Source organism: Sphingobium yanoikuyae (assembly GCF_013001025.1).
In the GTDB taxonomy this organism is placed as follows: domain Bacteria; phylum Pseudomonadota; class Alphaproteobacteria; order Sphingomonadales; family Sphingomonadaceae; genus Sphingobium; species Sphingobium yanoikuyae_A.
Genome location: NZ_CP053021.1, coordinates 379,050 through 404,988, shown reverse-complemented (window position 1 = coordinate 404,988; position 25,939 = coordinate 379,050). Strand labels below are relative to the sequence as shown.

Below are 25,939 nucleotides of genomic sequence, written 5' to 3'. Positions count from 1 at the left end.
GCTCAGCGTCCTTCCGAGATAGCGCGGGCCTGTTCCAGCCCCGACTTGAGCGCGATGGTGATGCCCTCGCCCATCACCGGCACCGCCATCGCCAGCAGCACCAGCCCCGCCATCACTGCCATCGGCATGCCCACGGCGAACAGGTTGAGCGCGGGCGCGGTGCGCGCCAGCATGCCCATGACGATCTGCACCAACACCAGCGCAAAGCCGACCGGCAGCGCGATCGTGACCCCGGCACCCAGCAGCGAGCCGCCAAATTGGATCATGTGCCAGACCGCATCATTGCTGAGCATCGCCGCGCCCGGCGGCAGCGCCTTGTAGCTCTGCACCACGAAGCTGACGAGCAGCAGATGACCGTCCATCGCCAGCAGCAGGAAGGTCGAGAGGATCGACAGGAACTGGCCGACCGCCTGCGTCCCCTGCCCCGACCCCGGATCGACCATCGCGGCAAAGCCCAGCCCCATCGTATTGGCGATCGCCTCGCCCGCGACGAAGGCGGCGGAGTAGCCGATCTGCACGGCAAAACCCATGGCAAGGCCGGTCAGCACTTCGCCGGCGACCAGCATCACACCTTCGAAACTGGCGACGCCGTCATGCGGCAACTGGATGGTGACGCTGTTGAGGGCGGCCATGCCAAGCGCGAGCGAGAGGATCAGGCGCAACTGAAGCGGCATCGCGGGCGCACCGAAGACGGGCGCGGCTAGAAAGGCCGCACCGGGGCGGATCATGGCGATCAGCCAGATCCACAATTGCGTCTCGACGCCTGCGAAGCCGGGTGCGATCATTGCAGCAGGTCCGGTATCCGCTCGAATATCTCGCGCGTGAAGTCAGCGATCAGCACCATGATCGACCCGCCGAACAGGGTCAGCATCGCACCCACGACCAGAATCTTGGGAATGAAGCTGAGCGTCTGTTCGTTGATCGACGTCGCGGCCTGGACCATGCCGATCAGCACGCCCGCGACCAGCGCCGGAATCAGGATCGGCGCCGTCGCCAGCGCCGTGATCCACAGCGCATGCTGTGCCAGGCCCATGAAGAAATCCGCATTCTCCATTGCCGCCCTCCTATGTCGCGAAGGAGCCGGCGAGCGACCCCATCGTCAGCGCCCAGCCATCGACCAGCACGAACAGCAACAGCTTGAAGGGCATGGAGATGATCGTGGGCGACAGCATCATCATGCCCAGCGCCATCAGGGTCGATGCGACGACCAGGTCGATGATGAGGAAGGGCAGGAAGATCATGAAGCCGATCTGGAACGCGGTCTTCAACTCGCTGGTGACGAAGGCCGGCAGCAGGATCGTGAAGGGAATGTCGTCGGGCGTGCGGAAAGCCGGGGCCTCCGCCATGTTGGCGAACAGCTTCAGGTCGCTCTCGCGCGTCTGCTTGGCCATGAAGCCGTGCAGCACCTTGCCCGAACGGCCGACCGCTTCCTCAATCGATATCTGGCCCTTGCCATAGGGATCATAGGCCTGGCCGTTGATCTGGTCGATCACCGGCCGCATCACGAACAGCGACAGGAACAGGGCAAGCCCGACCAGCACCTGGTTGGGCGGCGTCTGTTGCAGGCCCAGCGCCTGGCGCAGCAGCGACAGGACGATGATGATCCGGGTGAAGCTGGTCATCATGAGGATCAGCGACGGCAGGACCGACAGCAGGCTCATGAGGACGAGGATCTGCAGCGACAGCGACAGCGAGCGGCCGTCGCCCGAAATCTGTCCCATCGCGCGGGTCAGCGCGCCGCCATTGTCGACCGGCGCAGGCGCGGCCGGCACCGCCTGTGCCAGCGCAGGATCGACCAGCATCAGCCCGGCGGTCAGCAGGATGCCGCCGACCAGCCAGTGACTAGCGCGCACGATAGGGGTCGCCTTCCGCGATCTTCTCGATCCGGCCACGGGTGACCGACAGCAGGATCTTCTTGCCCTCGAACTCGACCACGGCCAGCTTGCCGAACGTGCCCATGGGCAGCGCTTCCAGCAGCTTCAGCGACCGGTCATTCTGGCCGACCATCATGCCGGGCTGATATTTGCGCCACAGCCACAAGGCACCAAAGGCCATGCCGCCCACAAGCGGCAGCAGGATCAGCAATTTGACGAAATACCAGAACATGCACGCGCCCCGCGTTTAGGTTAATGCGTCATCCGATCCGCAAGAATGGGCCGCAAGGCAAGCGCAAAAGCACGGCCCTGCGATCAGCCGCGCCGTTCGACCCCGGCCATGCGGGTTTCGGTGGCGGCGATATCGACGATGCGGATGCCATAGCGGCCGTTCACCGTCACGACCTCGCCCTTGGCGATCAGCGCGCCATTGACCATGATGTCGAGCAATTCGTCGGCCTGGCGATCCAGTTCCACGATGCTGCCTTCGGCCAGGTCCATGACTTCGGCCAGGCGCAGCGAGGTCGATCCGACCTCCACCGACATGCGCACCGGAATATCGGCCAGCAGCTTGAACTGGCGGTTCGCCGCCATGCGGCTGGCGCTGTCTTCCCCACGGGGATCCATCATCGGGGCGTCGCTCATATCACTCATTGTTCCGGTCCCTGTGCAATCTTTTCAATCTGGAAGGCGGCACGGCCATCCTGTTCGCCGATCGTGCCGTGCGCGACGATCCTGTCGCCGACGATCAGCGGCAGGCTGCGGCCGATCGTCACGGGTATGATGTCCCCGGCCTTGAGCTGCATCAGCTCCGCCAGCGAGAGATTGGGGCGCGCCAGCACGGTGCGGGCCGGCAGGCGGATGTCGCGCATGCGACGCGCCACGCGGGCCTGCCATACCGGATCGACATGCTCGTCGTCGCTTGCGACCTTGCTGCCCATCAGCGCCTCGACGCCGCGCAGCGCCGCCAGCGGGAAGACCATGTCGATCGACCATTCGCGATCCCGGTCCAGGCCGACGCGGAAGCGCTGCACCACCATCTGGTCGGCGGGCTGGGCAGCGGCAGCGAAGCCGATGCCGGTTTCACGCAGCAGCAGGCCGGGTTCCAGGGGCAGGACTTCGGACCAGCATTCGACCATGCGGGCCATGATGGTTTCGGACAGGCGGGCGATCAGCCGGTCCTCGGTCGGGGTAAATTCGCCGCGCGCGGGCAACGCCCGGTTGCCAAGGCCGCCATAGAAGCAGTCGACCAGGGTCGAGATCATGGTGGCGTCCATGCACAGCAGCATCTGCCCCTTCAGGGGCAGCAGGCGATAGATGGACAGGCTGCAGAAATTGGGCGCGCCGGCCGACCAGGCGCCAAACTCCACGACCCGTGCATCCTCGGCCGCGACATGCGGGCGGATGCCGGAAATGGGTTCGATCAGCGCACGGATACGCCGGCCGAGCTTTTCACCCAGCCGGTCGAGGCCCGACAACATTACCGGAGCTTGCGCGTCCCCCCGCCCGAAGGCGAAGGATTGAACGTGATTCATGTCTGTCCCCTGCCCTCGGCCAGGGGACTTCCCAGCGTTCAGGCAGCGCTATTGAATAACGAAATTGGTAAAATAAACGTTATCGACACCGCCATAGCCGGTCTTCTGCTTGAGTACATCGTTGATGATGCCCCGGATTTTTCCTTGCAGCATGCGCTTGCCGTCAGGCGTGACCAGCTGCTCCTCGGGCTGTTCGGCGAGCATCATCAGCACCTGACTGCGAATCGCCATCTCGTGCATCTTGATCGCGGCGATCACGCGATAGTCATAATAGGTCGACACCGCGACGGTGATCTGGGCGAAGGCGTCGGTGTCCGTCATGTTCGACGTGAAGGGCGCCTGGAGCTGGAAATAGGTGGCCTGATAGGCGGTCGGATTGGCCGGCGCGGGCAGGTCGATGCCCTTGCCCGGCGCATGGGCGGCCGACGGGGCATGCCCCTCGCCACCGGCGCTCGCATGGCCACCGCCTTCGCCGCCACCGCCGCCACCTTCACCGGCCCAGCCATGGGCGGTGGCGACAGCCTGCGCATCCTCGCCCGCCAGGACGAGCACGGGTTTGTTGGGATCTTCCTTGGGGCCTTCGGCCTTGGGGCTGAAGAAGCCGGCGGCGTACAGCCCGCCCGCGGCGCCGGCACCGCCCACCACCATGGCGACGGCGACCAGCAGGATGAGCTTCATCCCCCCACCCTTCTTCTTCTTCGCCTTGGGTTCATCGCTCATCGTTCACGTCCCCTGGAATATCCCGTCCCGGCCGTCAGGCGTAGCGCGCGCGGCGGACGTCACCGGCGCTATCGCCGGTGTCACCATGGTTAAGAACGGCCGGATCGCTCCCGGCTTTATGGCCAAGGCCATTATTTTCACGGCCCTGCCAGCGGCCCTGCGACGAGGATTGGCCCATCGACTGGCCCGCCATCTGGCCGGCCCCCTGCCAGGCGCCCTGCTGCTGCGAGGCATTGCCCTGCTGGCCGTTCGACTGGCTGCCGGTCTGGCCATTGCTATCGGCCTTGGCCGCTTCGGCGACATGCGGCGCGCGTTCGATCTTCACCTCATGGATCCGCACGGCGGCAAGGCCCGCGTCCAGCTTCAGTCGGTCACTATCCTGGCGCAGCGCCATTTCCGCCGCCTCGCTGGCAACGGTCAGGCTGACCGCCGCGCCATCGCCATCCTGGCGGATATCGACCTGGATCGGGCCAAGCTGGTCGGCATTGATCTGGAACCGGCCCTGCGCGCCATTGGCCGACAGGCCGGCAATGTCGCGGGCCAGCCCATCAATCCACTGTCCCGACACGCCCATATCGACCACCTGCTGGCCAAGGCTGGCCGACAGGTCAACCGTCGGCATCGCCGCCGGGGTGACCGAAGGGGTCTGGGGCGTGGCTGCCTGGGGCACGGAGACTTCCGAGCCATGATGGGGCGCGGCCGGGTTGGCGGCGACCAGCGGATCGACGGCCGTGGCCGCCTTGTCCGGCGTGTGATCGGTGACCGGCGCTGCCGCTTCGGCGCTGTCGCGCACCGGCGTCGTCCGGCGGTTCATATGGTCGCGCACCAGTTGCAGCAGCGACAGGGCTTCCGCCTTGGCCGGCTTGGCGGCCACGGGCGCGGCGGGAAGGTCGGTGCCGGCGGATGCGATCTCGACATCGGCCTCTTCCGGGCCGTTGGTTACAGCCGCAGGCGCGGTCTTCTCGGTCGGTTTGACGGCTGCCACGACCATTTCGGCCGGCATGTCGGCGTCCGTCACCGGTGCTGCCGCCACGACGGGCATGACCTGCTCGACCGGGCGCGGTGCAATCGCGGGCTGCGGGGCGGTCTGAACCGCCTGCACGACATTCGGGACCGCGTTGGCGACGGGCTCAGGCTGGACCGGGGTCATCGCAGCGACCAGTTCGGGCGTCATTGCAGGCGCCGTCACGGGCGCTGCAACCATCTGATCATCCTGCCCATCCGCGCCGACCACCGGGGCCGTCACCGCTTCCTGTCCCACGGCCGGTTTCGAAGGGGCCTGGGTGTGGGACAATGAAGGTGACAGCGAAGGAGACACGCTCAAAGGCATCTCCCGGGTCGGCGCGGATGGAGCCGAAGATGCGGGGGCATCGATCGGCGCCTGCGGCAAGGGGGGGAGTGCAGCAGGCAAGGAATGGGCAATCGGATCGGCGACGATCGGCGCGTCATTGTCGACGGGCGCATCGGCCGTCACTATGTCAGCTTCGCTGTCAGCATCGGCGATGTCGTCGGCCTCGGGCGCGGCCATCGCAGCCGGCAGAGGCTGCGGCGCGTGCGTCGGCGCGGCCTTGATCGGCGCGTCGGCAAGGGCGAGCGCGATCGGGCCTTCGGCTTCCACCGGCAGCGGCGCGGCCATATCGGCAGTCGGAACCGGCGCCGGCGTCCGGATATCGGCAGGCGCAGGCGCGACCGCCGGGATCGGCAGAGGCAGCGGGAGGGCTTCGGCGACAGCCTCGCCTTCGGGCAGGACGATCGGCGCGGGCTCGGCCGATACGGGCGCGACGGCCGCCTGATCCTGGACCGGCGCAGCGACAGGCAGGACCGGTTCCGCAACCGGCAAGGCGGCCGCAACGACCGGCGGCGCCGGTTCTGCGACCGGCTGGACCGGCATGGCCCGCTGGGTCAGGAATTCGGCGGTATCCGGCAGAGCCGGCGCCTCGATTGCTTCGGGCATCACGACCGGCGCATCGCCCTCGATCGTCGCTTCCGCCGGCAGGGCTGGCGCGCCCACGGTCGTGGCAGGCGCAGCCGGCTGCGGCGCGCCATCGACATCGCTCAGCAGCGCGGCGAAGTCGGCCGCACCCTCGACTACGGCCGAAGCAGCGGCCGTCGTCGCACCGGCCAGCGGCGTCGAGGAGAAGAGCAGCGATTTGAGGCTGGCGAGCATGGTCATGTCAATTGTCCCCCGTGCGCTGCATGCGGCGATAGCGCGGCAGCGCGGCAAGCTTGTTCTCGCGCCATTCTTCCAGCGCGACGCGAGCCCGATCCTTCAGGCGCGCGGCAATTTCCTTCTCGCGGTTGGCCGCGATGCTGAGCCCTTCCTTCGCCTCCACCTTGCGGCGGGCATCGTAGAGCGCGCCGTCGAGCTGGCGACCGGCCTGCTCCAGACGGCTGGCCAGTTCCTGCATCGAGGCGAAGGAGGCACCGGTAGCGCCGCCCTGAACCCCGAACAGCTCGCCGCGCACCCGGCGCAGACGTTCGAGGTTGGTAGCGATCCCCTCCGCCTCTTCACGCGCGCGCGCGGTCTCGGCCATGGCCATAGCATGCTGGACATGGCGCACGCGCAGCACGCGGTGGCGGCGGGACACCAGCCCCTTCACGCGCCGAACTCCGCGATCAGCGCGTTGGCGCTGGTATCAAGGTCGATCCGGCTCTTCTGGTCCTGGCGGATGAAGTTCAGAATTTCCTGGCGACGCTGCACCGCCTCGTCGATCACCGGATCATTGCCGGGCCGATAGGCGCCCATCAGGATGAGATCGCGATTTTCCTCATAGGCGGCCCAGAGGCGGCGATAGGCGGCGGCGGCCTGGCGATGCTCGTCGGGCACGACATCGGCCATAACGCGCGACAGGGACTTGCCGATGTCGATCGCCGGGAAGATCGCCTGTTCCGACAGGCTGCGCGACAGCACGAAATGCCCGTCGACAATGGCGCGGGCGGCATCGACGATTGGATCGTCGGTGTCGTCGCCATCGGCAAGAACGGTGTAGAGCGCAGTGATCGAACCGCCAGTGCGAGCGTCGACGCCGGCCCGCTCGACCAGACGCGGGATCAGCGCCAGCGCCGAGGGCGGATAGCCCTTCATCGCCGGCGGTTCGCCGAGCGCCAGGCCGATCTCGCGCTGGGCATGGGCGCAGCGGGTCAGGCTGTCGATCAGCAGCAGCACCTTCTTGCCGCGGGCGCGGAAATATTCGGCGATGGCGGTAGCGCGGGCGGCCGCGCGCAGGCGCAGCACCGGCGGATGGTCGGCCGGCACGGCCACCACGATGCTCTTGTGCATCGCATGCTTGAGCTTGGTTTCGAGGAAGTCGCTGACCTCGCGGCCACGCTCGCCGATCAGGCCGGTGACGACAATATCGGCTTCCGCGCCGGCGATCATCTGGCCCATCAGCACCGATTTGCCGACGCCCGAACCGGCGATGATGGCGATGCGCTGGCCGCGACCGGCGGTCAGCAGCGCGTTGACGGCGCGCACGCCCAGATCGAACGGCTCGGTCACACGGCCGCGATCGAGGACATTGCCCTTCACGCCGTTGAGTGGCCAGACGCCGCCGGCGATGATCGGCCCCTTGCGGTCGAGCGGCTGGCCCATGGCGTCGATGACGCGGCCGATCAGCCCCTCGCCCACCTGCACCATATTGGCCTGGCTATCGGGTTCGACACGAATACCATTTTCCAGCGGCGCGTCAGCGTCGAGCGGCACCAGCAAAGTGCGTTCGCCACGAAAGCCGACGACTTCGGCGCGACAGACCGATCCGTCGCTGGCCAGGACGCGGGCGCCCGAACCGATCGGACGGCGGAAGCCGGTGACTTCCAGCATGCCGGCATCATGGCTGACCAGACGGCCGACATGGCGCGGCTGGCGGTTCTGGACCTGAAGATGCTCGAACAGGGTTTCGGCCTGCGCCAGCTCGGCGCGGATCATGCCTTACCCTCCATGTCGTCCATCAGGGCGCGCAAGCGCGCCAGACGAACGTCCGGGCCATCCTCGACCCAGCCATCGGCGGTTTCGAGGCGCACGCAGCCGCGCTGCATGCTCTTGTCCGATACCAGCGGCACGCCGATCTGCTCGCCTTCGAGCAGGGCGACGTCGTCAGGATGCAGATGCAGCGCGCTCTTGTCGCTGCTGTCGTCGATGAAGGCGGCGACTGCTTCGCAGCGCTGGGTCAGCCGGTCGAGATCGATCTGCACTTCACCGACAATCTGTTCGACCAGGCGGACGACCGTGGCCGACAACATGGTCGACAGGCTGCCGCTGGGTGCCGGCGCCAGCATTTCAAGCGCTGCGGTCAGGCGGTTGCGCGCCTCGATCTCGTTCGCCTGATCTTCCCCGGCGGCGCGATAGCCCTCCTCGAAACCCTGCGAGAAGCCCGCCATATGGGCTTCGTCGATCGGATCGGTCTCCGGTTCGACATGGATCGGCGCGCGGGCGGGCGCTGCGACGACGTCGCCGGGCAGCGCCGCATAAAGGCTGCGGAAGCCGTTGCTGGCCACCTGGCCAACGCCGATCATCGGCACGCTCGATACGTCATGGCTGGCTTCGGCGGCCCAGATCTTAGACAAAGTCGTTCCCCTTGCCACCCAGCATGATGGTGCCGGCATCCGCCATGCGGCGGGCGGTGGCGATGATCAGCTTCTGCGCGTCGATGACTTCGGCCAAGCGGATCGGGCCGCGTTCCTCGATCTCGTCGGCGATCGCCTGTGCGGCGCGGGCCGACATGCAGCTGAAGATCTTGGCCTTGAGCATGTCGTTCGCGCCCTTGAGCGCCACGACCAGCACCTGGCTGTCAACGGTGCGCATCAGCGTGCCCAGATTCTTGTCATCCATGTCGATCAGGTTATCGAAGACGAACATTTCCTCTTCGATGGTCTGGGCGATCATCTTGTCGCGCTTGGCGACGGCCTTCATGATCCGCTGCTCATTGTCCTTGCGGACATTGTTCATGATCGCGGCCGCTTCGACCGTGCCGCCGCGCTGCGACGCCGCACCCTGCTTGTTGACCGGACCACGCAGCAGCAACTGCTCCAGATCGTCCAGCGCCTCGTTCGACACCGGGCCGAGCGTGGCGATGCGATAGACGATCTCTTCCTGATATTCGGTCGGCAGCAGTTGCAGCACGTCGGCGGCAACCGGCGCTTCCAGATGCGCCAGCACAATCGCCATGATCTGCGGATGCTCCATCTCGATCAGGATGGCGATTTCCTTGGCGTCCATCCACTTCAGCATTTCCAGCTGGGTGGAGCGGGTCGGCGGGGTGATGCGGGCCAGGATGGTTTCGGCCCGTTCCTCGCCCAGCGCCTTGGTCATCGCGCCGCGGATATGGCGGGTCGCGCCATAGCCGATGGTGGTGCGCTTCTTGGCCTTGGTGACGAAATGGTCGAGCGCCTCGTTCACTTCCTCGGGATCGACATCCTGCACGTCATACATGGCATAGCCGAGCTGACGGACTTCTTCGGGCTCCAGGCGCGACAGGATCTGGGCGGCTTCATCCTCATCGAACAGCATCAGCAGGACGGCGGCGGCGGCGCTGCCCTTGAGCGCCTCGGGACGGCCGGGGACGATCTCAGGCATTTTCCTTCTTCCCTTCCTTCAGAAGGTCGCGGACCACCAGGGCGGCGCGATCGGGATCCTGCTTCACGAAATTGCGGATCAGGTCGGCGCGCTGGGCATAGTCATAGGTGGACGAGATCATGTCGAGCGTCACCGGACGGCTGGGATCGGGATTTTCGGTCGCCTGCTTGGTCAGTTCGCCCGAGATTTCGCGACCCAGGCGCTGCCCGGCTTCGGCGGTCTCCACGACCTTCGCTTCCTGGGCAGCGGCGCGGCGCTTGAGCAGCGGGCGGCCGATGCCGAAGATCACCAGCAGCGCGACCAGCAGAGCCGAGACATTGCGGATCAGCGGCGACATCCAGTCGGCCTCATACCAGGGGGCCTTGACCTCTTCGGCCTTGGCGAAGCTGCGGGCCGACAGAGCGACGACGTCGCCACGGGCCTGGTCGAAGCCGACGGCGCCCTTCACCAGCGCTTCCAGCGCGGCGATTTCCTGGGCAGAGCGCGGCTTGCCATCAGCGCCGGTGTCGAGCGCGACCGCGACCGACAGGCGCTTGACGGTGCCGACAGCATCCTTGGTAACCGACACTTCACGGCCCAGCTCGAAGCTGCGGTTGAAGGTTTCCTCGGTCTTCATCGGCGGCAAGCCCGGCGTGGCCGGCTGCTGCTGTTCGGCCGTCTGGCCCTGCGTCACGGCCTGGCCGTTCGGGTTGGTCTGGGTCACGGTCGGGTTGACCGGCGCCTGGTTGCTGAGAGCGCCGGGGATGCCCGAAGCCTCGCCAGCCTTCTGGCCACGCTCGTCCGACGACCAGCTGCCCTGCTCGGCACGCAGGCGTGCCTCATCCTGGGGGAAGCTTTCGCGGGTCGCCTGGCGTTCGGCGAAATTCAGTTCGGCATGGACCTCGGCCGAGAATTTGCCATCGCCCAGGATCGGGGTCAGCAGCGCGACCACCGACTGGCGATAGCGATCCTCGATCCGGGTCTGGATGGCGAGCTGGCGATCGTCGGCGGCATTGCCGTCATTATTGCTGAGCAGGCGGCCATTCTGGTCGACGACCGAAATATCTTCCGGATTCAGTTCCGGGATCGAAGAGGCGACGAGATGAACGATGGCGCTGACCTGTGCGTCAGTGAGCGTGCGGCCCTGCGACAGGCGCAGCATCACCGAGGCAGACGGCTTGGTGCGTTCGCGCAGGAAGACGCTGGGCGCTTCGACCGCGAGATGGACCTTGGCGCTCTCGACGCTGTCGATCGCCTCGATCGTGCGGGCGAGATCGGTTTCGCGGGCGCCGCGCAGCTTCTCATTCTCGACCGCGCGGCTGGCGCCCATCGGCAGGCTGTCGATCATGCTGTTGCCGTCGGGCGCGCTCTTGGGCAGGCCCTGGGCGGCGAGCATCATCTTCGCCTTGAAATAATCGCCCTCGCCAACGGTCATGCCGCCGGCATTGTCGAAGTCATATTTGATGCCATTCTGGTCCAGCACCTGGGCGACGGCAGACTTGTCGCCATCGGGCAGGCCGCGGAACAGGTCGCGCTGCGGCGGTTCGCGCAGGGCCAGCCAGGCAGCGCCAGCCACCGCGACGGTGCCGAGCAGGCCGAGCAGCGGCAGGCTCTTGGCCACGGCCGGCTGCTTGATGAAGCCCGCGAAGCGCGCCTTGAGCGCGTCGACGCCCTTGGCATTGCCGAAGCTGGCACCGGTGACGGCCGGGAGGGCCGGGGCAGCGGCCGAGCCGCCATCGATGGTGAGTGCGTTCTCGCTCATGGGTTAGACCGGCATGCTCATGATGTCCTTGTAGGCGGACAGGAGTTTGTTGCGGACCTGGAGGGTCGCCTCGAAGCTGACCGATGCCTGCTGCTTGGCCAGCATGACCGCAGCGATATCGGTGGTTTCGCCCCGCTCGAACGCCGAGGCGGCATCGCCGGCCTGGGTCTGCAGGCCGTTGACCTGCTGGAGCGCGTTGTTGAGCGCATCGGTGAAGCCGCCGGGCGCGGTGCCCTGCGTTGCGCCCGCGCCGCCAGTCGAACCGACATTGCCGGTCGAGGCGACGTCGCGCAGCGCGGCGTTCTTCTGCAGGATAGCATTGCGCATCGCCATCACGCTGTCGGTGGGAGAGATACCGGTCATGCCCTAACCCTCCTTAAGCCGCAGCCAGCTCACGCATCTCGGCGAGCCGATAGCGCAGCGTGCGTTCGGAAATGCCCAGCTTGCGGGCGGCGGCGGCGCGATGGCCATCGGTCTCGCGCAGGGCGGTGCGGATCGCTTCCAGCTTGGAATGATGGGCGACGTCGCGCAGGCGGATCGGTTCGGCCGGCGCAGCAGCGACTGCGGCCACCGGCGTCGCCGAAACGATACGCAGCGGCTGCGGCGCGCCCGCGATATGCAGGTCGTCGGCCTCGATGCGCTCGCCGTCGCGCAGCACCAGCGCGCGCTGCAGCACATTGCCCAGTTCGCGGGCATTACCCTGCCAGCGATGGGCGGCCAGCTTGTCGAGCGCGGCCGCGGTCGGCCAGACAAAGCCGTCCTTGCCGGCATCCTGGTGGCGCAGCAGCATGGCGGCGGCGATCGCGGCGATGTCGCCGGGACGTTCGGCCAGCGGGCGCAGTTCCAGCGCCATGACATTGAGGCGCCAGTAAAGGTCTTCGCGGAAGCGGCCGGCGGCGACTTCATCGGCCAGGTTGCGGTTGCAGGCGGCGACGATGCGGACATTGACCGGCACCGGATGGGTGGCGCCGACCGGCAGCACTTCGCCTTCCTGGAGGGCACGCAGCAGCTTGGCCTGGAGCGCGAGGGGCAGCTCCGCAATTTCGTCGAGGAACAGGGTGCCGCCGTCCGCGGCCAGGAACAGGCCGTCCGAGGCATTGGATGCGCCGGTGAAGCTGCCCTTCTTGTGGCCGAACAGCATGGCTTCCATCATGGTTTCGGGCAGCGCGGCGCAGTTGACGGCGATGAAGTCATGGGTGACCCGGCCGGACTGGGTATGAAGGAAGCGCGCCATGCCTTCCTTGCCGGTGCCGGTATCGCCCTGGATCAGGACGGTGGCATCGCTGCGGGCCACGCGGCCGGCGAGCGTCATCAGGCGGGCACTGGCGGCATCGCCAACGGCCGGGACCGAAGCCGGGCGGGCCAGTTCGGCGACCAGCGCAAAGGCAAAGCCCATGTCTTCGAGGCCAAAGGCGACGCGGGCAGGCAGGCCATTGGCCGCCGGCACCAGCGACGGCTTGCCGTCGACCAGGTTGATGAGGATATCGCGATGGGTGGCATGGCCGATCTCGGTCGCGAGAAGGACGCGGCGGCTATCCCGCTCCCGCGGGCTCTGCGCATCCACGATCCGCACCGTGTACAAGGCATTTTCGAGCCAGTGCTGCAAGCCCGGAACGAGCGCGCAGACCCCACGGCTCACGTCAAGCGATGACATGAACTGTCCCCAGTGTCTTGGCAGGTTTGTGCCCCCGCACGCCCCTACCCCCTTCGATGACTTAAATTTACGCCAGCGTGGTTATTAGATGGTTAACGCGGCCATTAACTTGCCGGTGACCGGCAATTTTTTTCCGCTCCGCCGGCAGAAAAATCGCACTCTATATATACGCGCACGCGTAGAGGGCTGTTTTTCCGTCTTTTTCCAGAAAAATCGCATCAGCCCCTAAAAGCTTTTCGCGGCCCGCCGTTATCCCCTTTCGAGGCCGCAAGCGTCAGACGACAGCGACCTGATGAACGGAAAGGGAATATCATGACTGTTATCGGAACCAACTCGTCGGCGCTGCGGGCCACCAATGCTTCGGCCGCCTCCAGCAAGGCCCTGTCCACCGCCATGGAGCGCCTGTCGACCGGCAAGCGCATCAACTCGGCCAAGGACGACGCCGCTGGCCTGGCCATCGCTTCGTCGATGACCTCGCAGATCAAGGGCATGACCCAGGGCATCCGCAACGCCAATGACGGCATCAGCCTGGCGCAGACCGCAGAAGGCGCTCTGGGCGAAGTCACCAACATGCTGCAGCGCATGCGTGAACTGACCGTCCAGGCCGGCAACGACACCAACGACGACACCGCCAAGGGCAACATCAAGTCGGAAATCGACCAGCTCGCCACCCAGATCGGCAAGGTTCTGTCGGACACCAGCTTCAACGGCATCAAGCTGTTCGACGGTTCGGCCGGCCCCAACAATGACGGCAAGATCAACATCCAGGCTGGTGCCAACTCCAGCGACGCGATCGAAATCGACCTGGGCAATGTCGAAGGAGACACCGATGTCCTCGCAGCAGTGACCAGCGGTGCAACCACCACCGCCCTCAATGTCACGGATGGCGGTTTCGATGTCGGCGCAGCGCTCGACATCTACGACTCGGCCCTGAAGGCGATCGACACCTCGCGCGCCAACCTCGGTGCGGTGCAGAACCGCCTGGAATCGACTGTCAACACGCTGACCGCGAACGTCACCAACCTGACCGACGCCAAGAGCCGCATCGAAGACGCCGATTTCTCGACCGAAACCACCGCGCTCGCCAAGGCCCAGATCCTGAGCCAGGCATCGACCGCGATGCTGGCCCAGGCCAACCAGAGCCAGCAGAACGTCATGAAGCTGATCCAGTAATCCGGATCGGACACCGAAAATGACGGGTTGAGGTATTGGTCACCGGCAACCCGCCATGTCACCCCCGGCACATCAACAGTCCCCACCGTGCCGGGGGTAACACCTTCGATCAAACGGCCAAATTCGAAGCCTCCGTCCCCCCGGACGGGGGCTTCATCGCGTTTGATTACAGGCACATCTTGCATTGCCGCGATCAGCACCCATGATGGACGCATGACCATAATCGACCGGCGCGCCTTGATCGCTGCTTCGGGCGCAGCGCTGCTGCTCCCCCGCCCTGCCCTTTCCCAAGCCCGAAACGACCGTTTCTCGTGGGACGGCATCATCGCCATGGCGCAGAAGCTGGCGCGCGCCCCCTTTGCCGAAACCCCGCCCAATCCGGTCGCCGCCAAGGTCGGTTATGACCAGATGCACCAGGCCCGGTTCCGCGACGAGAAGACGATCTGGGGCGACCTGCCCGGCGACACCGGCGTCCGCCTGTTCCCGCTGAGCGGCACGGCCCAGCAGCCGGTGCAGATCGCGCTGGTGGACAAGGGCGTGGCGACGCCGCTGCGTTATGACCCCGCCATGTTCGAGACGCCCGACGGCAATGCCGTCGCGGATCTTGGCCCGGACGCGGGCTATGCCGGCTTTCGCATCATGAATGCCAGGCGCGACGGCGACTGGCTGTCCTTCCTGGGGGCCAGCTATTTCCGCGCGCCCGGCCCGACCAAGCAGTTCGGCCTGTCCGCCCGCGCGATCGCGATCAACACCAGCATTCCGGGCAAGGAGGAATTTCCTCGCTTTACCCATTTCTGGCTGGAGCGGACCGGCGACAACAGCGTCACCGTCTATGCCCTGCTGGACGGGGCGTCGATCACCGGCGCGTTCCGCTTCGTCAACCGGCTTGGCCCCAAGGGGGTGACGCAGGACGTGACCGCCGCCCTCTTCCCGCGCCGGCCGATCCCCGAACTGGGCCTGATGGCGATGACCAGCATGTTCTGGTATGACGAGGCGCATCGGACCAAGGGCACCGACTGGCGCCCGGAAATTCATGACTCCGACCTGCTCTCCATCGCCAGCGCCGATGGCAGCGCGCAGGCCCGGCCGCTGGTGAACCCGTCCGTCCCGCGCGTCGATGGCTTTGCCGAGACCAGCCCCAAGGGCTTTGGCCTGTTGCAGCGCGACCGCAATTTCGACCATTATCAGGATGACGGCGTCTATTATGACCGTCGCCCCTCGCTATGGGCGACGCCGTCTGCGCCGCTGGGCGCAGGACAGGTGCGGCTCTACACCTTCCCGACCGACAGCGAATATACCGACAATGTCTGCGCCTATTGGACGCCGGCCAAGGCCGCGCGTCCCGGCAGCCGGATCGATGCCGCCTATCGCCTGGACTGGACCGCGGACCGGGCACCCGCCGGCAGCAATCTGGCGATCGTGCAGGCGGTCTGGCGCGGTCGTGGTGACGAAGCCGGGGTCGAGCGACTGGTGATCGACTTTGCCGGCCTGCCCGCCGATGCGAAGCCCGAACTGTGGACCGATATCGGCAATGGCACCATCGTCAAGAAGGGCGGATATCCGGTGCTGGGCCAGGCGGGATTGTATCGCGTGGCGATCGACATCCGTAAATCGGGCGACAGGGCGGCGGATATCCGGGTCCAACTTCGCTCTGGCAATCGCGCGTTCAGTGAATATGTGCATTATCCGATAGGCGCATGAAGGGAACCACGCGGGTAGCGAAAGGTTCTAGCGCTCGGGTTAACCAGGAATGGGTCTGACATGACATCGACAGGAGGCACGAACGTGGCCGATGGGGCCACGGGGTCGCAAGCGCTTGTCCGGGCGTTCGAAAGCGTGCCGGCAGAGGCGCCGCTTGCCATGCCGGTGCAGGATTTCGCGACCGCGCCGGGTCGGATCCATCGGCCGCTGAACATCGACCTGTGGGCCCGCCGGCTGCTGGTCGTGCTGCTGGCGCTGCTGCCCGCCGCGCTTGCCGCGCACGAGATGCGCCGGTCAATCGGCCTGGACGGCATTTCCTTCTGGGAAGGCGTCTATCTTGCCCTGTTCATCCCGCTCTTTGCCTGGATCGCCTTTGGCTTTGCCACTACCGCGATCGGCTTCCTGTTGCTGACGGTCGGCAAGGGCAAGGGCGTTCGCCCCTATATCCCGCGCGACCGCACGCCGCTCAAGGCGCGTACCGCGATCCTGCTGCCGGTCTGCAACGAGGATTTCCTGGGTGTACTCGGCCGCCTGTCGATCATGGAACGATCGCTGTCGCAGGTAATGGGTGGCGAGCGCTTCGAATTCTTCATCCTGTCGGATTCCAACCCGGAAAATGGCGAGACCGAGCGCAAGGCCTATCTGGAAATGCGCAAGGCCTTCTCGCGCCCGGTCCATTATCGCCGCCGCGCCCGCAACATCGGCCGCAAGCCGGGCAATATCGAGGAGTGGGTGACCCGTTTCGGCGGCGCATATGACCATATGATCGTGCTGGATGCCGACAGCGTGATGAGCGGCCAGACCATGGCGCGCCTGTCGGTCGATATGGAACGCCACCCGCATCTGGGCCTCATTCAGACCGTGCCGACGGTGATGGGCGCCGCCACGCTGTTCGCCCGCTGGCAGCAATTTGCCAGCCGCCTGTTCGGGCCGATCTCAGCCGCCGGCATGATCTGGTGGGCCGGGTCCGAAGGCATGTTCTGGGGCCATAATGCGATTGTGCGGGTGCGCGCCTTCGCCGAAAGCTGCGGCCTGCCCGAACTGCCGGGCCGTGCGCCCTTTGGCGGCCATATATTGAGCCATGACATGCTGGAAGCGGCGCTGCTGCGCCGGCGCGGCTGGGACGTCCACATGGTCACCGCCGACGACAGTTTCGAGGAATTTCCGCCGGCTATGCCCGACCTGTTCACCCGCGATCGTCGCTGGTGCCAGGGCAATATCCAGCATGTCCCGCTGCTGGTGAAGATCAAGGGGCTGCACCCGGTCAGCCGGTTCCAGCTGTTCGTCGGCGCATCGGCCTATTGCACCTCGCCGCTATGGCTGGCGATGATGCTGGTTGTTCTGGGCGGCGTCGCCACCGGCGTCTGGCCGCCGGCCGCCGTGCTGCCGTCCAGCACGCTGCTGACGGTGACGGCGGTGCTGCTGTTCGGTCCCAAGATATTGGCGATCGGCTGGGCCATGGCCGACCCGTCGCGGCGGATCGGCTTTGGCGGCGCGGTGCGGATGACGCGCGGCGTGATCGCCGACATAATCCTGTCGATCCTGATGGCGCCGGTCGCGATGCTGACCCAGACGATCAACCTGTTTTCCATCCTGATGGGCCGCAAGGCGAGCTGGAACGGCCAGACCCGCGACCGCGACGGCATGGCGATCCTGGGCGCGATCTGGCTGTTCAAATGGCATATCTTGCTGGGCGTCGGCCTGGCCGTGCTGGCGGTGCGCGCCAATGCGATCGGCTGGATGAGCCCGGTGCTGGCCGGCCTGTTCGCCGCGCCCATTCTGGCCGCGCTGACCGCGCGCAAGGATCTGGGTCAGCGGGCGGAAAATAGCGGTCTGTTCCAGGTGCCCGAACCTTGGTGGCGGACACAGAATTACCGGCCGCTGCGTTTCCGCTGGCCGGTTCCCGGTCGCAAGGCATCGGTATCGCGCCCCGCCAACGACGGTTGACGGGCGCGCGGGCCGGTCAGTTCCAGTCGCTGAGCTTGCCGCGCAGCTTGTCGAGCGCCGACTTCTTGATCTGGCAGACGCGCGCGGCACCAATGTCCAGCGTCTGGCCGATTTCCTCCAGATTGAGTTCCTCGACGAAATAGAGTTGCAGCACCAGTGCCTCGCGCTCGGGCAGTTCGCCGATGCATTTGGCGAGCGCGCCCTTGAGCGATTCGCGCTCCATGATGTCGTCGGCACGATCCTCGACATCGGCGAACCACATGGACTGGTCGGAATAGACCTCGTCCATGCTGGTGTGCTGGACCATCTCGGCGCTATCGGCCGCCTCGCGATAGTCGGCGGCGTCCATGCCCAGTTCAGCGGCCATTTCCGCTTCGAGTGGCGCCCGTCCTAACTTCTGTTCGAGCTTCGCACGGGTGGCGGTCAGCTTCTTGCGGGTCGCCATGGCGGAGCGGCACAGGGTCGAATGGCGCCGCAGATGATCGATCATCGCGCCGCGCACGCGCAGCTGCGCATAGGAGGCGAAGCCCAGGCCTCGATCCTCGAAGCTGTTGGCAGATTCCACCAGCGCGACCATGCCGATCTGCAGCAGATCCTCCACCTCGATCGCGCTGGAGACGCGGCCATGGACATGCCAGGCGATCTTGCGCACCAGCGGCATGTAGCGGCGCGCCAGCTGTTCGGGGGAATTGGCAAGCCCTGCCCGTCCATAGGTAAGGACATCCGAGCCTGCAGCGACCTTATTCATATACATTGGTCAGTCTCCTCAGGCGACGCGTTCACGCGGCAGCGGATCGTGCCGGGGCGTGGGACGCTGCTCGCCACCGACGACGGCGACAACCTCGACACCCTTGCCGTCCGGGATTTCCAGGAAGGACAGCACCGGGGTCTCGGGCAGATGGGGTTTGAACAGCCGGGCGAGCGCGCGGCGCGCGACCGGCGAAGTGACGATGGCGAAATTGCGCGCCTGGCCCAGCATCGGCCGGGCCGCATGCACGACCGACTCGACGATGCGGTTGCCCAGGCTCGGCTCGATCGGATGCTTGGCGTCGCCGGCGACACGCATCGCCTGCGCCAGCATCGCTTCCAGATCGCCGTCGAGGGTGATGACCGGCAGCGGCATCTTCACCGGGACGAGGCCCTGGATGATGAGCGCACCGATGCGCTGGCGCACCGCTTCGACAAGCTGTTCGTGGTTCATGTCGGGACGGGCCGCATCGACCATTGCCTCGCAGATGCGGCGGAAATCCTTGAGCGCGATCCCTTCCGACAGCAGCGCACGGCACAGCGCGGAAATCTGCGTCAGGCTGAGCGTGCCGGGAGTCAGGCCGTCGACCAACTGCGGCGCGACATCCTTGAGATTGTCGAGCAGCTTGCGAGCCTCGTCCAGACCAAACATCTCGGCCGCGTTCATCGCGATCAGCTGGTTGAGATGAGTGGCGACCACCGTTGGCGGATCGACCACGGTGTAGCCGGCGACCACCGCCTCGCTGCGCTTGGCCGGCGAAATCCAGACGGCGTCGAGGCCGAAGGTCGGATCCTTGGCCGGGCGACCAGCGACCGTGCCTTCCAGCATGCCGCTGTCCAGCGCCAGCAGATCGTCGGGCCAGATATCATCCTCGCCCACGACGACGCCGGCGATGGTGATGCGATACTGATTGGGTTCGAGCGCAAGATTGTCCTTCACGCGAACCATCGGCACGACAAAGCCCAGTTCCTTCGACAACTGGCGACGAATGCCGGTGATGCGGGCCATCAGCGGCGCGCCCTTGCGCTCATCAACCAGGCCGATGAGGCCATAGCCGATCTCCAGACCCAGGATCGCGCCATCGGACACGTCGTTCCATTCGATGATGGCCGGGTTGGGCGGCGGCGCGACCGGTTCGGGTTCGGCGGCCTTGCGCTGGCCCGCCTTGCGCAGCTGCCAGGCGATACCGCCGGCGATGGCCGCGGCCGTCAGGATGATGAGATGCGGCATGCCCGGCAGAATGCCAAGGAAGCCGAGGATCGCGGCAACGGGCACCCAGGCCTTGCCGGTGCCGAACTGGCCGGCGACCTGGGCCGACAGATCCTGTTCGGACTTGACGCGGGTCACGATCGAGGCGGCGGCGATCGACAGCAGCAGCGCCGGGATCTGCGCGACCAGCGCGTCACCGATGGCGAGCAGGATATAGGTCTGGGCCGCATCGCCCATCGCCAGGCCATGGCTGACCACGCCCAGGATGATGCCGCCGATGATGTTGATCGCCAGGATCAGGATGCCGGCGATCGCGTCGCCCTTCACGAACTTGGACGCACCGTCCATCGAACCGTAGAAATCCGCTTCGGTCGCGACTTCGGCCCGGCGCAGCTTGGCTTCCTCAGGCGTCATCAGACCAGCGTTGAGGTCGGCGTCGATCGCCATCTGCTTGCCCGGCAGGGCGTCCAGGGTGAAGCGGGCCGACACTTCCGACACGCGGCCGGCGCCCTTGGTGATGACCACCAGGTTGATGATCATCAGGATTGCGAAGACGAAGATGCCGACGACATAGTCGCCGCCGATCAGGAAGTGGCCGAATGCCTCGATCACCTGGCCGGCCGCGTCCGATCCCTCATGGCCGGACACCAGCACGACGCGGGTCGAGGCGACGTTGAGCGCCAGGCGCAGCAGGGTCGCGAACAGCAGCACCGTCGGGAAGCTGGAAAAGTCGAGCGGCTTGGCGGCGTTCAGCGCCACCATCAGCACGGCAAGGCTGATCATGATGTTGGTGATGAAGCCGATGTCCAGCATCACCGCAGGCACCGGCACCATCATGAACAGCACGACCATCAGCGTGGCGAACGGCAACACCGCCCCCTTGGCGGCGCTCATCCAGATCTTCGCTTTGACTTGGGTGGGAGTCATGAGAGGCCGTTACCTTCCGAGGGTGGCGAGCATGAGATAGGCGAGACGCGCCGTCTGCGGCTCCGGGCGGACGGTGACGTCGGCCTGGGTCGCAAGGCGCTGGGTTTCGATCCGCACATAATCGGCGGGGGCGACGGTCTTCGCGCCGCTGGGCAGCGAAGCGTCGGCATATTGGACATTGCCGGTGCCGATCGAATCGACACCCTTTTGCAGCTTGCTGGCGAAGCGATCGCGAATATCGGCGAAGCTGCGGGCATTGCCCTGCTTGTCATAGAAGATCGAGCGATTGGCGCGGGCCGCCGCCGGGAAGATCGAGGCGGCCGTTGCGCCAGGCGCGCGATCATTCATCGACAGGAATTTGGACGCACCACCCACGCCCAGGAAATGGGCGAGGTAGAGATCGACCGGCTCGGCCTCACGGCCCAGGCGGCTTTCCAGATAGGCCTTGTTGTCGGCGGCATGTTCCGCCGCCATGACCGAGGCGGTCTCGGGATGCTTGCGCAGGTCCAGGATCTGCTGGCGCAGATCAGGGTCCGACACATAATAGCGGCCATTGCTGCCCTTGCTGATCGCGTCAGCCGCCCAGCCCAGTCCATATTCGGCGCCATGCTTGTCGACGACGGCGAGCCAGCTCTGGTCGACGAACTGATAGAGACCGGTGGCGGAAGAGGTGGCGGCACGGGCGCTGGGGTTCAGGCTGGATTCGATCTTGGCCTGACCAAGCAGGTAGGAGAAGTCCACGCCGGTACGACGGCTCGCCATCGCAATCGCGTTGGTGACGCGATTACCGGCCGAAGCTCCCGTTGCTGAAATGTCTGCAAGTGCCGACACTGACCCACAATCCCCATTTGGTACCGTGGGCTATTAGAGCAATGCTTGTGCCAAGATTTGGTTAACGCGGTTAAACAAGATTCTGCGTAAAACGAAAAACGGCGCCGATTGGCGCCGCTTTAGCCCGAAAGCAAAATTTATTTTTGTCAGCGCCGACCGTAGGTGAGCGGCGCATTGCGCGCGCCGTTGGAGGTCAGGATCGCGAGTCGCTGGCTGGTATAGTCCGCTAGCACATTGGTGCGGACGCGCGCCGCTTCGATCAGCGGCAGGAGCCGGTTGAGCCGTTCGACCACATCGGGTTCGGAACGCCAGGCGCCGATCGCACGGGCGGCAGCGGCCGCCGTGCTGACCCTGGTGCTGGCAGCTTCGATCGCGGCCGCATCATTGCCGTCCAGCGCAGCGCGCAGGTCGTCAAAGGCGGCAAAGAGACCATCCAGTGCAGCAAGGCCGAGGGGCATGAAGGAATGTCCTGTTTAGGCGGGAAGATCGAGCGCCATCATCCGGTCGGCGATCACCGACGGGTTGACGGGGTAATTGCCCGAAGCGATCGCAGCCTTGATGGCGGCAATGCGGTCCATGTCGACAGGCGCGCCTTCGGCCGCCATGCGCGCCGCCGGGCTGGCCGACGTCGATGCCGACGCGGTGGTGCCGGTCGATCCGGTTGCCGATGCGGCGCGGGTCTTGCCCCCTTCGCGCAAGCGGTTAGCCTCGATTGCCGAACTGATGCTCTGGCCGACTGAGTTGATCATTGGTTCATTCCTTCACTCGTCCCTTGAACGCTATAACGGACAAGTTCAAAAATTATTAAATCCCGGAATGCGCACTACGCCCATGTCCACGATCTGGGCAAGTACAGGCGATGACTTCTTGTCTTCGCGCACGCGAATCGTCTCGCCAATTGCGCCATCTTCATCGGCGATCATCATGCGCGAGACGCTGAAACTGGCATTGCCGGCCATGAGCTGGACCGGATCGCCGCGTTTGACGACCGATTCCTTGGCAACCGGCCGCGCGGCCGGGGCATAGCGGCCGACCGGGCCGGACGCAGCTGCGGCGGCCCCCGCGACCAGCGGCACACGGATGCGCCAGCCCAGTGCATCGCACTTGACCATGGCGGCACCGAAGATCGGCCCTTCGACGCTGGGCGTGGTCGGGCAGGCTGCAAGGCGGAGGCGACGATCGACCGGCGCCAGCGGGCCACCGGGTTCACCCATGTTCGCGCCGACGGTCATCGCGACCAGGCTGTCGATGCGATCCAGATTCTCGAACTTCTGCTGCGCCAGCGCGGGCTGCGCAGCGGCGCAGGCCAGGGCGATGGCGAGGAACTGAACGGGTCTGGTCACGGCGTTTCTCCGAAAATGCGGACTTTCGCCATGGTTAAAAGCAATTACCGTGCCAGTTAAGGATCAGGGCTTCACGGTCTCGCCCGGCGCGATGCGGATCATCTGCCCCTGCCCATCGGCACTGTCCGCCTGATCCAGGCCACGGATGAGCAGCCGATCGCCGCCTATGCCCTGCGCCTTGAGCGCACGCGCCACGGCGCCAAGCCGCGCCGCCGCCAGATCCCAATCGTCGAAACGCTGTCGCGCCCGGTCCTGCCCCTGGCTGCGCAGCTCGATGATGCGGTCATCCTGCATATAGGGCCGCACCGCCGCGCGCAGACGTATCTGCCCCTGCGGCGTCAGCATCGCCTCGCCCGGCGCAAACAGCTCTGCCGCGCGCAGTTCGATCGCGGTGCGGGCGGGACGGCCGCCAAATTGGCGACTGACCTCCGCCAGCATCGCATCGCGGCGCTGGCTGCCGGTCGCCTGGAGCAGCACGAAGAAGCCGAGCAGCAGCATCAGCAGATCGGCAAAGCTGACGGCCCAGCGATTGCGCCGGGCCGCCGTTGCTGCCGATGGGATTGCGGGCGCGGTCATGCGACTTCGCGGATCGATGCGCGGCGCAGCGGCGCATTTTCGCGCCGTGCGATCGCCAGCATGCGTGCCACCGCCTCCTGCTGCCAGGCCAGCTCCTGTTCGGACAGGGTCGCCAGCCGCGCGGCGATCGGCGCGGCGAGCAGATTGGCGATGACCACGCCATAAAGGGTTGTGAGCAGCGCAAGCGCCATGGAAGGACCAAGCGCGGACGGATCATCCATCGCTGCGAACATGCCGACCAGCCCGATGATCGTGCCGGCCATGCCCAGCGCCGGCGCCGCATCGGCAACCGACAGCCAGACGTTGCGCACGCTGGCGTGGCGCTGGGCGCGATCGGCCAGCGCCTGCGACGCCCAGGTTTCGAATTGTTCGACGCGATCGCAATTCGCGAGGCGCCGCGCGGCATCGACCATGAAGCCACTGTCGCTCTTCACCCGGTCGATGCACATCAGGCCGCGCAACTGGGCCACCTGGTCGATCTGGAGCAGGGCCGTGCGCGCCGCATCCCGGTCGCGCAGCGGATCGGCGCGCAGCAAAGGCCGCAGCGCCACGCAGGCCCGGCCGACCGCCTGGACGCCATTTTGCGCCAGTGCCACGACCGCGACGCCACCCAGCATCGCAGCGAGCGTGAGCGGATCGAACAGATGCGCCAAAATCCCGATCATGCCACCTTCCGTTCCGCCATCCTGACCGGGCGGCAAAAGATTGCCGCCACCCGGCAGATTTTTGCCGCCCTTGCCGCCCGATGCCGCGAAAGCCCGGATTTCCGGCAGTTTACCGCACCATCCTGCGTCACCCACGCAAATTGGCACGGTCCTTGCGGATATCCGGCTGGATCGCTCGCATCGAACGCCATCAGGCAGGAGAACGGCGGGACGATCGAAAGCTTTAGGCCCGGAAGGGCAAAAAGGGACTGACGGGAAATGTCGCTGGAAGACGGTTTGTTCGGGATCCACGGAAAGGCGCTGGCGCTTCGCTCGCAGCGCCTGTCCCTGCTCGCGTCGAACATCGCGAACGCTTCGACCCCCAACTACAAGGCGCGCGACATCGATTTCGATGCCGCGCTCAAGGAAGCGACCGCCCAGAGCGACCGCGGCCCGGCCGATGTCGGCCAGGCAGTGGACGATGCCATGGGCTATCGTGTGCCGTTGCAGCCCAGCCTTGACGGCAACACCGTCGAACTGAGCACCGAACAGACCCTGTTTGCGGAAAATGCGGTGAAATATCGCACCACCCTCTCCTTCCTGGAGGGCCGCATCAACACCATCAACCGCGCGCTGAAGGGAGAATGAGCATGAGCGGTTCAGGCCCCATGAATGTGTTCGACATCGCCGGCCGCGCCATGAGCGCGCAGCTGGTGCGTCTGAACGCCACCGCATCGAACATGGCCAATGCCGGCAATGTCACCGGCAGCGCCGCCGAAGCCTATCGCGCGATCAAGCCGGTTTTCCAGTCGGTTACCGACAGCCCCGGCGTATCGACGGTCAAGGTCGCCAATGTCGTGACCACCAATGCGGAACCAACCAAGCGCCACGACCCCAATCATCCGCTGGCCGATGCCAATGGCGATGTCTGGGAATCGGCAGTCGATAGCAATGCGGAGATGGTCGACATGATCGAGACCGCCCGCATGTACCAGAATAATGTGCAGGTGCTCAACACCGCCAAATCCCTGATGCTCGAAACCATAAGGATCGGCAAATGACGACGACGTCTACCGTCACCGATAGCGCAGGCCTTTCGGTCTACAACCCGAATGCCAATGTCGGCACGGGCAGCGCGACCATGGATCAGTCGAGCTTCCTGACGCTGCTGACCGCGCAGATGCAGTATCAGGATCCGTTCGAACCGGTCGACAATACCGAGATGGTGTCGCAGATGGCGACCATCACCCAGTCGACCGGCATCGCCGAAATGAACCAGTCGCTGAAATCGCTGGCTTCGGAACTGAGCGGCACGCGGCTTGGCGATGCAGCCAGCTGGATCGGCAAGTCGATGCTGGTTCAGAGCAATGTCGCGGTGCCCGATTCCAGCGGCTATTATGCCGGCCAGATTACGCTGAGCGGCGCCAGCGATGCCGTCAGCGTCGACCTGGTCGATGGAGACGGCAATGTCGTCAAGTCGATCGACCTGGGCGCGCAAAGCGCCGGCGAAGTCGCCTTCTACTGGGACGGCAAGGATGATGCGGGCGAAACCGTTTCCTCCTCCGCCCTGCAGGTCAAGGTCAATGGCGGCACCACCAGCCAGGTCGCGACCTGGGCCACCATCGCCGCCGTCCAGTCACCCGCTGACGGTTCCTCCTCCAAACTGATCACGGCGCTCGGCAGCTTCGCCCCGACCGACGCGATCAGCCTGATGTAATTTCACCCATCCTTTTCACCCAAGGAG

At 65.8% G+C, this 25,939-nt stretch carries 29 protein-coding genes; 6 read left to right on the top strand and 23 right to left on the bottom strand.

The genetic code is table 11. The annotated features are described in order from the left end of the window. Positions 1 to 2 precede the first annotated feature (2 nt). The 15 genes from fliR to HH800_RS02110 all read right to left on the bottom strand — a co-directional run bounded on the left by fliR (position 3) and on the right by HH800_RS02110 (position 13,096). Complete coding sequence (gene fliR, locus HH800_RS02180) at positions 3 to 785, bottom strand: flagellar biosynthetic protein FliR (RefSeq protein WP_004208179.1); 783 nt, start codon at positions 783 to 785, stop codon at positions 3 to 5. After that, positions 782 to 1,054 carry a flagellar biosynthesis protein FliQ gene (fliQ, locus tag HH800_RS02175; RefSeq protein ID WP_004208180.1) on the bottom strand — a complete coding sequence of 91 codons (273 nt, stop codon included), beginning with the start codon at positions 1,052 to 1,054 and terminating at the stop codon, positions 782 to 784. The genes fliR and fliQ overlap by 4 nt, the downstream gene beginning before the upstream one ends. Positions 1,055 to 1,064: 10 nt before the next feature. Then, positions 1,065 to 1,802, bottom strand: coding sequence for a flagellar type III secretion system pore protein FliP (fliP, locus tag HH800_RS02170; protein ID WP_169863187.1), 738 nt, complete (start codon positions 1,800 to 1,802; stop codon positions 1,065 to 1,067). Between the two features lie 40 nt (positions 1,803 to 1,842). Next, positions 1,843 to 2,106: a FliO/MopB family protein gene (locus HH800_RS02165; protein ID WP_004208182.1), complete on the bottom strand. Its 264-nt coding sequence runs from the start codon at positions 2,104 to 2,106 to the stop codon at positions 1,843 to 1,845. Between the two features lie 83 nt (positions 2,107 to 2,189). Continuing rightward, complete coding sequence (gene fliN / locus HH800_RS02160; RefSeq protein WP_004208183.1) at positions 2,190 to 2,528, bottom strand: flagellar motor switch protein FliN; 339 nt, start codon at positions 2,526 to 2,528, stop codon at positions 2,190 to 2,192. Further along, positions 2,525 to 3,409: a flagellar motor switch protein FliM gene (locus HH800_RS02155; RefSeq protein WP_004208184.1), complete on the bottom strand. Its 885-nt coding sequence runs from the start codon at positions 3,407 to 3,409 to the stop codon at positions 2,525 to 2,527. Before HH800_RS02155 ends, fliN begins: the two co-directional genes overlap by 4 nt. Positions 3,410 to 3,457: 48 nt before the next feature. Next, entirely contained in the window at positions 3,458 to 4,129 is a 672-nt protein-coding gene (locus tag HH800_RS02150; RefSeq protein WP_010338843.1) for a flagellar basal body-associated FliL family protein, read from the bottom strand. 34 nt (positions 4,130 to 4,163) lie between these two features. Further along, on the bottom strand, positions 4,164 to 6,302 hold the full coding sequence (locus HH800_RS02145; protein WP_169860044.1) for a flagellar hook-length control protein FliK: 2,139 nt from the start codon (positions 6,300 to 6,302) through the stop codon (positions 4,164 to 4,166). Between the two features lies 1 nt (position 6,303). Further along, positions 6,304 to 6,729, bottom strand: coding sequence for a hypothetical protein (locus HH800_RS02140; protein WP_169860043.1), 426 nt, complete (start codon positions 6,727 to 6,729; stop codon positions 6,304 to 6,306). After that, positions 6,726 to 8,054, bottom strand: coding sequence for a FliI/YscN family ATPase (locus HH800_RS02135; protein ID WP_010338846.1), 1,329 nt, complete (start codon positions 8,052 to 8,054; stop codon positions 6,726 to 6,728). Before HH800_RS02135 ends, HH800_RS02140 begins: the two co-directional genes overlap by 4 nt. Beyond that, the gene (locus HH800_RS02130) at positions 8,051 to 8,692 is read right to left on the bottom strand and encodes a FliH/SctL family protein (protein ID WP_037507678.1); all 642 of its coding nucleotides are present in this window, start codon (positions 8,690 to 8,692) and stop codon (positions 8,051 to 8,053) included. The genes HH800_RS02135 and HH800_RS02130 overlap by 4 nt, the downstream gene beginning before the upstream one ends. Beyond that, positions 8,685 to 9,701: a flagellar motor switch protein FliG gene (fliG, locus tag HH800_RS02125; protein ID WP_017500447.1), complete on the bottom strand. Its 1,017-nt coding sequence runs from the start codon at positions 9,699 to 9,701 to the stop codon at positions 8,685 to 8,687. The genes HH800_RS02130 and fliG overlap by 8 nt, the downstream gene beginning before the upstream one ends. Next, positions 9,694 to 11,442 (bottom strand): flagellar basal-body MS-ring/collar protein FliF, encoded by a 1,749-nt coding sequence (gene fliF, locus HH800_RS02120; protein WP_004208191.1) that lies wholly within the window; start codon positions 11,440 to 11,442, stop codon positions 9,694 to 9,696. The genes fliG and fliF overlap by 8 nt, the downstream gene beginning before the upstream one ends. Positions 11,443 to 11,445: 3 nt before the next feature. Next, a complete protein-coding gene (gene fliE / locus HH800_RS02115; protein ID WP_037517575.1) occupies positions 11,446 to 11,805 on the bottom strand; it encodes a flagellar hook-basal body complex protein FliE in 360 nt (119 codons plus the stop codon). A gap of 13 nt (positions 11,806 to 11,818) precedes the next feature. After that, a complete protein-coding gene (locus HH800_RS02110; RefSeq protein ID WP_169860042.1) occupies positions 11,819 to 13,096 on the bottom strand; it encodes a sigma 54-interacting transcriptional regulator in 1,278 nt (425 codons plus the stop codon). Positions 13,097 to 13,408: 312 nt separating this feature from the next. On the opposite strand from HH800_RS02110, the gene HH800_RS02105 reads away from it, so the two are divergent. The 3 genes from HH800_RS02105 (at position 13,409) to mdoH (ending at position 17,917) form a co-directional block, all read left to right on the top strand. Next, positions 13,409 to 14,269 carry a flagellin gene (locus HH800_RS02105; protein ID WP_169860041.1) on the top strand — a complete coding sequence of 287 codons (861 nt, stop codon included), beginning with the start codon at positions 13,409 to 13,411 and terminating at the stop codon, positions 14,267 to 14,269. 213 nt (positions 14,270 to 14,482) lie between these two features. Beyond that, positions 14,483 to 15,970, top strand: coding sequence for a glucan biosynthesis protein (locus HH800_RS02100; RefSeq protein ID WP_169860040.1), 1,488 nt, complete (start codon positions 14,483 to 14,485; stop codon positions 15,968 to 15,970). A 60-nt stretch (positions 15,971 to 16,030) separates the two neighbouring features. Then, on the top strand, positions 16,031 to 17,917 hold the full coding sequence (gene mdoH, locus HH800_RS02095; protein ID WP_169860039.1) for a glucans biosynthesis glucosyltransferase MdoH: 1,887 nt from the start codon (positions 16,031 to 16,033) through the stop codon (positions 17,915 to 17,917). Between the two features lie 16 nt (positions 17,918 to 17,933). On the opposite strand, the gene HH800_RS02090 is transcribed toward mdoH, so the two are convergent. The 8 genes from HH800_RS02090 to HH800_RS02055 form a co-directional block, all read right to left on the bottom strand. After that, positions 17,934 to 18,671: a sigma-70 family RNA polymerase sigma factor gene (locus HH800_RS02090; RefSeq protein WP_169860038.1), complete on the bottom strand. Its 738-nt coding sequence runs from the start codon at positions 18,669 to 18,671 to the stop codon at positions 17,934 to 17,936. Between the two features lie 12 nt (positions 18,672 to 18,683). Next, positions 18,684 to 20,801 (bottom strand): flagellar biosynthesis protein FlhA, encoded by a 2,118-nt coding sequence (flhA, locus tag HH800_RS02085; protein ID WP_004208198.1) that lies wholly within the window; start codon positions 20,799 to 20,801, stop codon positions 18,684 to 18,686. Positions 20,802 to 20,810: 9 nt separating this feature from the next. Further along, entirely contained in the window at positions 20,811 to 21,632 is an 822-nt protein-coding gene (locus tag HH800_RS02080; RefSeq protein ID WP_004208199.1) for a hypothetical protein, read from the bottom strand. A gap of 146 nt (positions 21,633 to 21,778) precedes the next feature. Continuing rightward, the gene (locus HH800_RS02075; RefSeq protein ID WP_004208200.1) at positions 21,779 to 22,090 is read right to left on the bottom strand and encodes a hypothetical protein; all 312 of its coding nucleotides are present in this window, start codon (positions 22,088 to 22,090) and stop codon (positions 21,779 to 21,781) included. A 15-nt stretch (positions 22,091 to 22,105) separates the two neighbouring features. Further along, positions 22,106 to 22,381 carry a flagellar biosynthesis anti-sigma factor FlgM gene (gene flgM, locus HH800_RS02070; protein ID WP_004208201.1) on the bottom strand — a complete coding sequence of 92 codons (276 nt, stop codon included), beginning with the start codon at positions 22,379 to 22,381 and terminating at the stop codon, positions 22,106 to 22,108. Between the two features lie 45 nt (positions 22,382 to 22,426). Beyond that, positions 22,427 to 22,975: a flagella basal body P-ring formation protein FlgA gene (locus tag HH800_RS02065; protein WP_010338857.1), complete on the bottom strand. Its 549-nt coding sequence runs from the start codon at positions 22,973 to 22,975 to the stop codon at positions 22,427 to 22,429. 63 nt (positions 22,976 to 23,038) lie between these two features. Then, positions 23,039 to 23,551: an OmpA/MotB family protein gene (locus tag HH800_RS02060; protein WP_169860037.1), complete on the bottom strand. Its 513-nt coding sequence runs from the start codon at positions 23,549 to 23,551 to the stop codon at positions 23,039 to 23,041. Further along, on the bottom strand, positions 23,548 to 24,216 hold the full coding sequence (locus HH800_RS02055) for a motility protein A (protein WP_004208204.1): 669 nt from the start codon (positions 24,214 to 24,216) through the stop codon (positions 23,548 to 23,550). Before HH800_RS02055 ends, HH800_RS02060 begins: the two co-directional genes overlap by 4 nt. A gap of 258 nt (positions 24,217 to 24,474) precedes the next feature. Here HH800_RS02055 and flgB point away from each other — a divergent pair, with 258 nt between their 5' ends. From flgB to HH800_RS02040, 3 genes are read left to right on the top strand one after another with little or no spacing between them, the layout of a single operon-like run. Next, entirely contained in the window at positions 24,475 to 24,843 is a 369-nt protein-coding gene (flgB, locus tag HH800_RS02050) for a flagellar basal body rod protein FlgB (RefSeq protein WP_004208205.1), read from the top strand. Positions 24,844 to 24,845: 2 nt separating this feature from the next. Further along, positions 24,846 to 25,256, top strand: coding sequence for a flagellar basal body rod protein FlgC (gene flgC / locus HH800_RS02045; RefSeq protein ID WP_004208206.1), 411 nt, complete (start codon positions 24,846 to 24,848; stop codon positions 25,254 to 25,256). Then, positions 25,253 to 25,912 carry a flagellar hook assembly protein FlgD gene (locus HH800_RS02040; RefSeq protein WP_010338861.1) on the top strand — a complete coding sequence of 220 codons (660 nt, stop codon included), beginning with the start codon at positions 25,253 to 25,255 and terminating at the stop codon, positions 25,910 to 25,912. The genes flgC and HH800_RS02040 overlap by 4 nt, the downstream gene beginning before the upstream one ends. Positions 25,913 to 25,939: the final 27 nt, after the last annotated feature.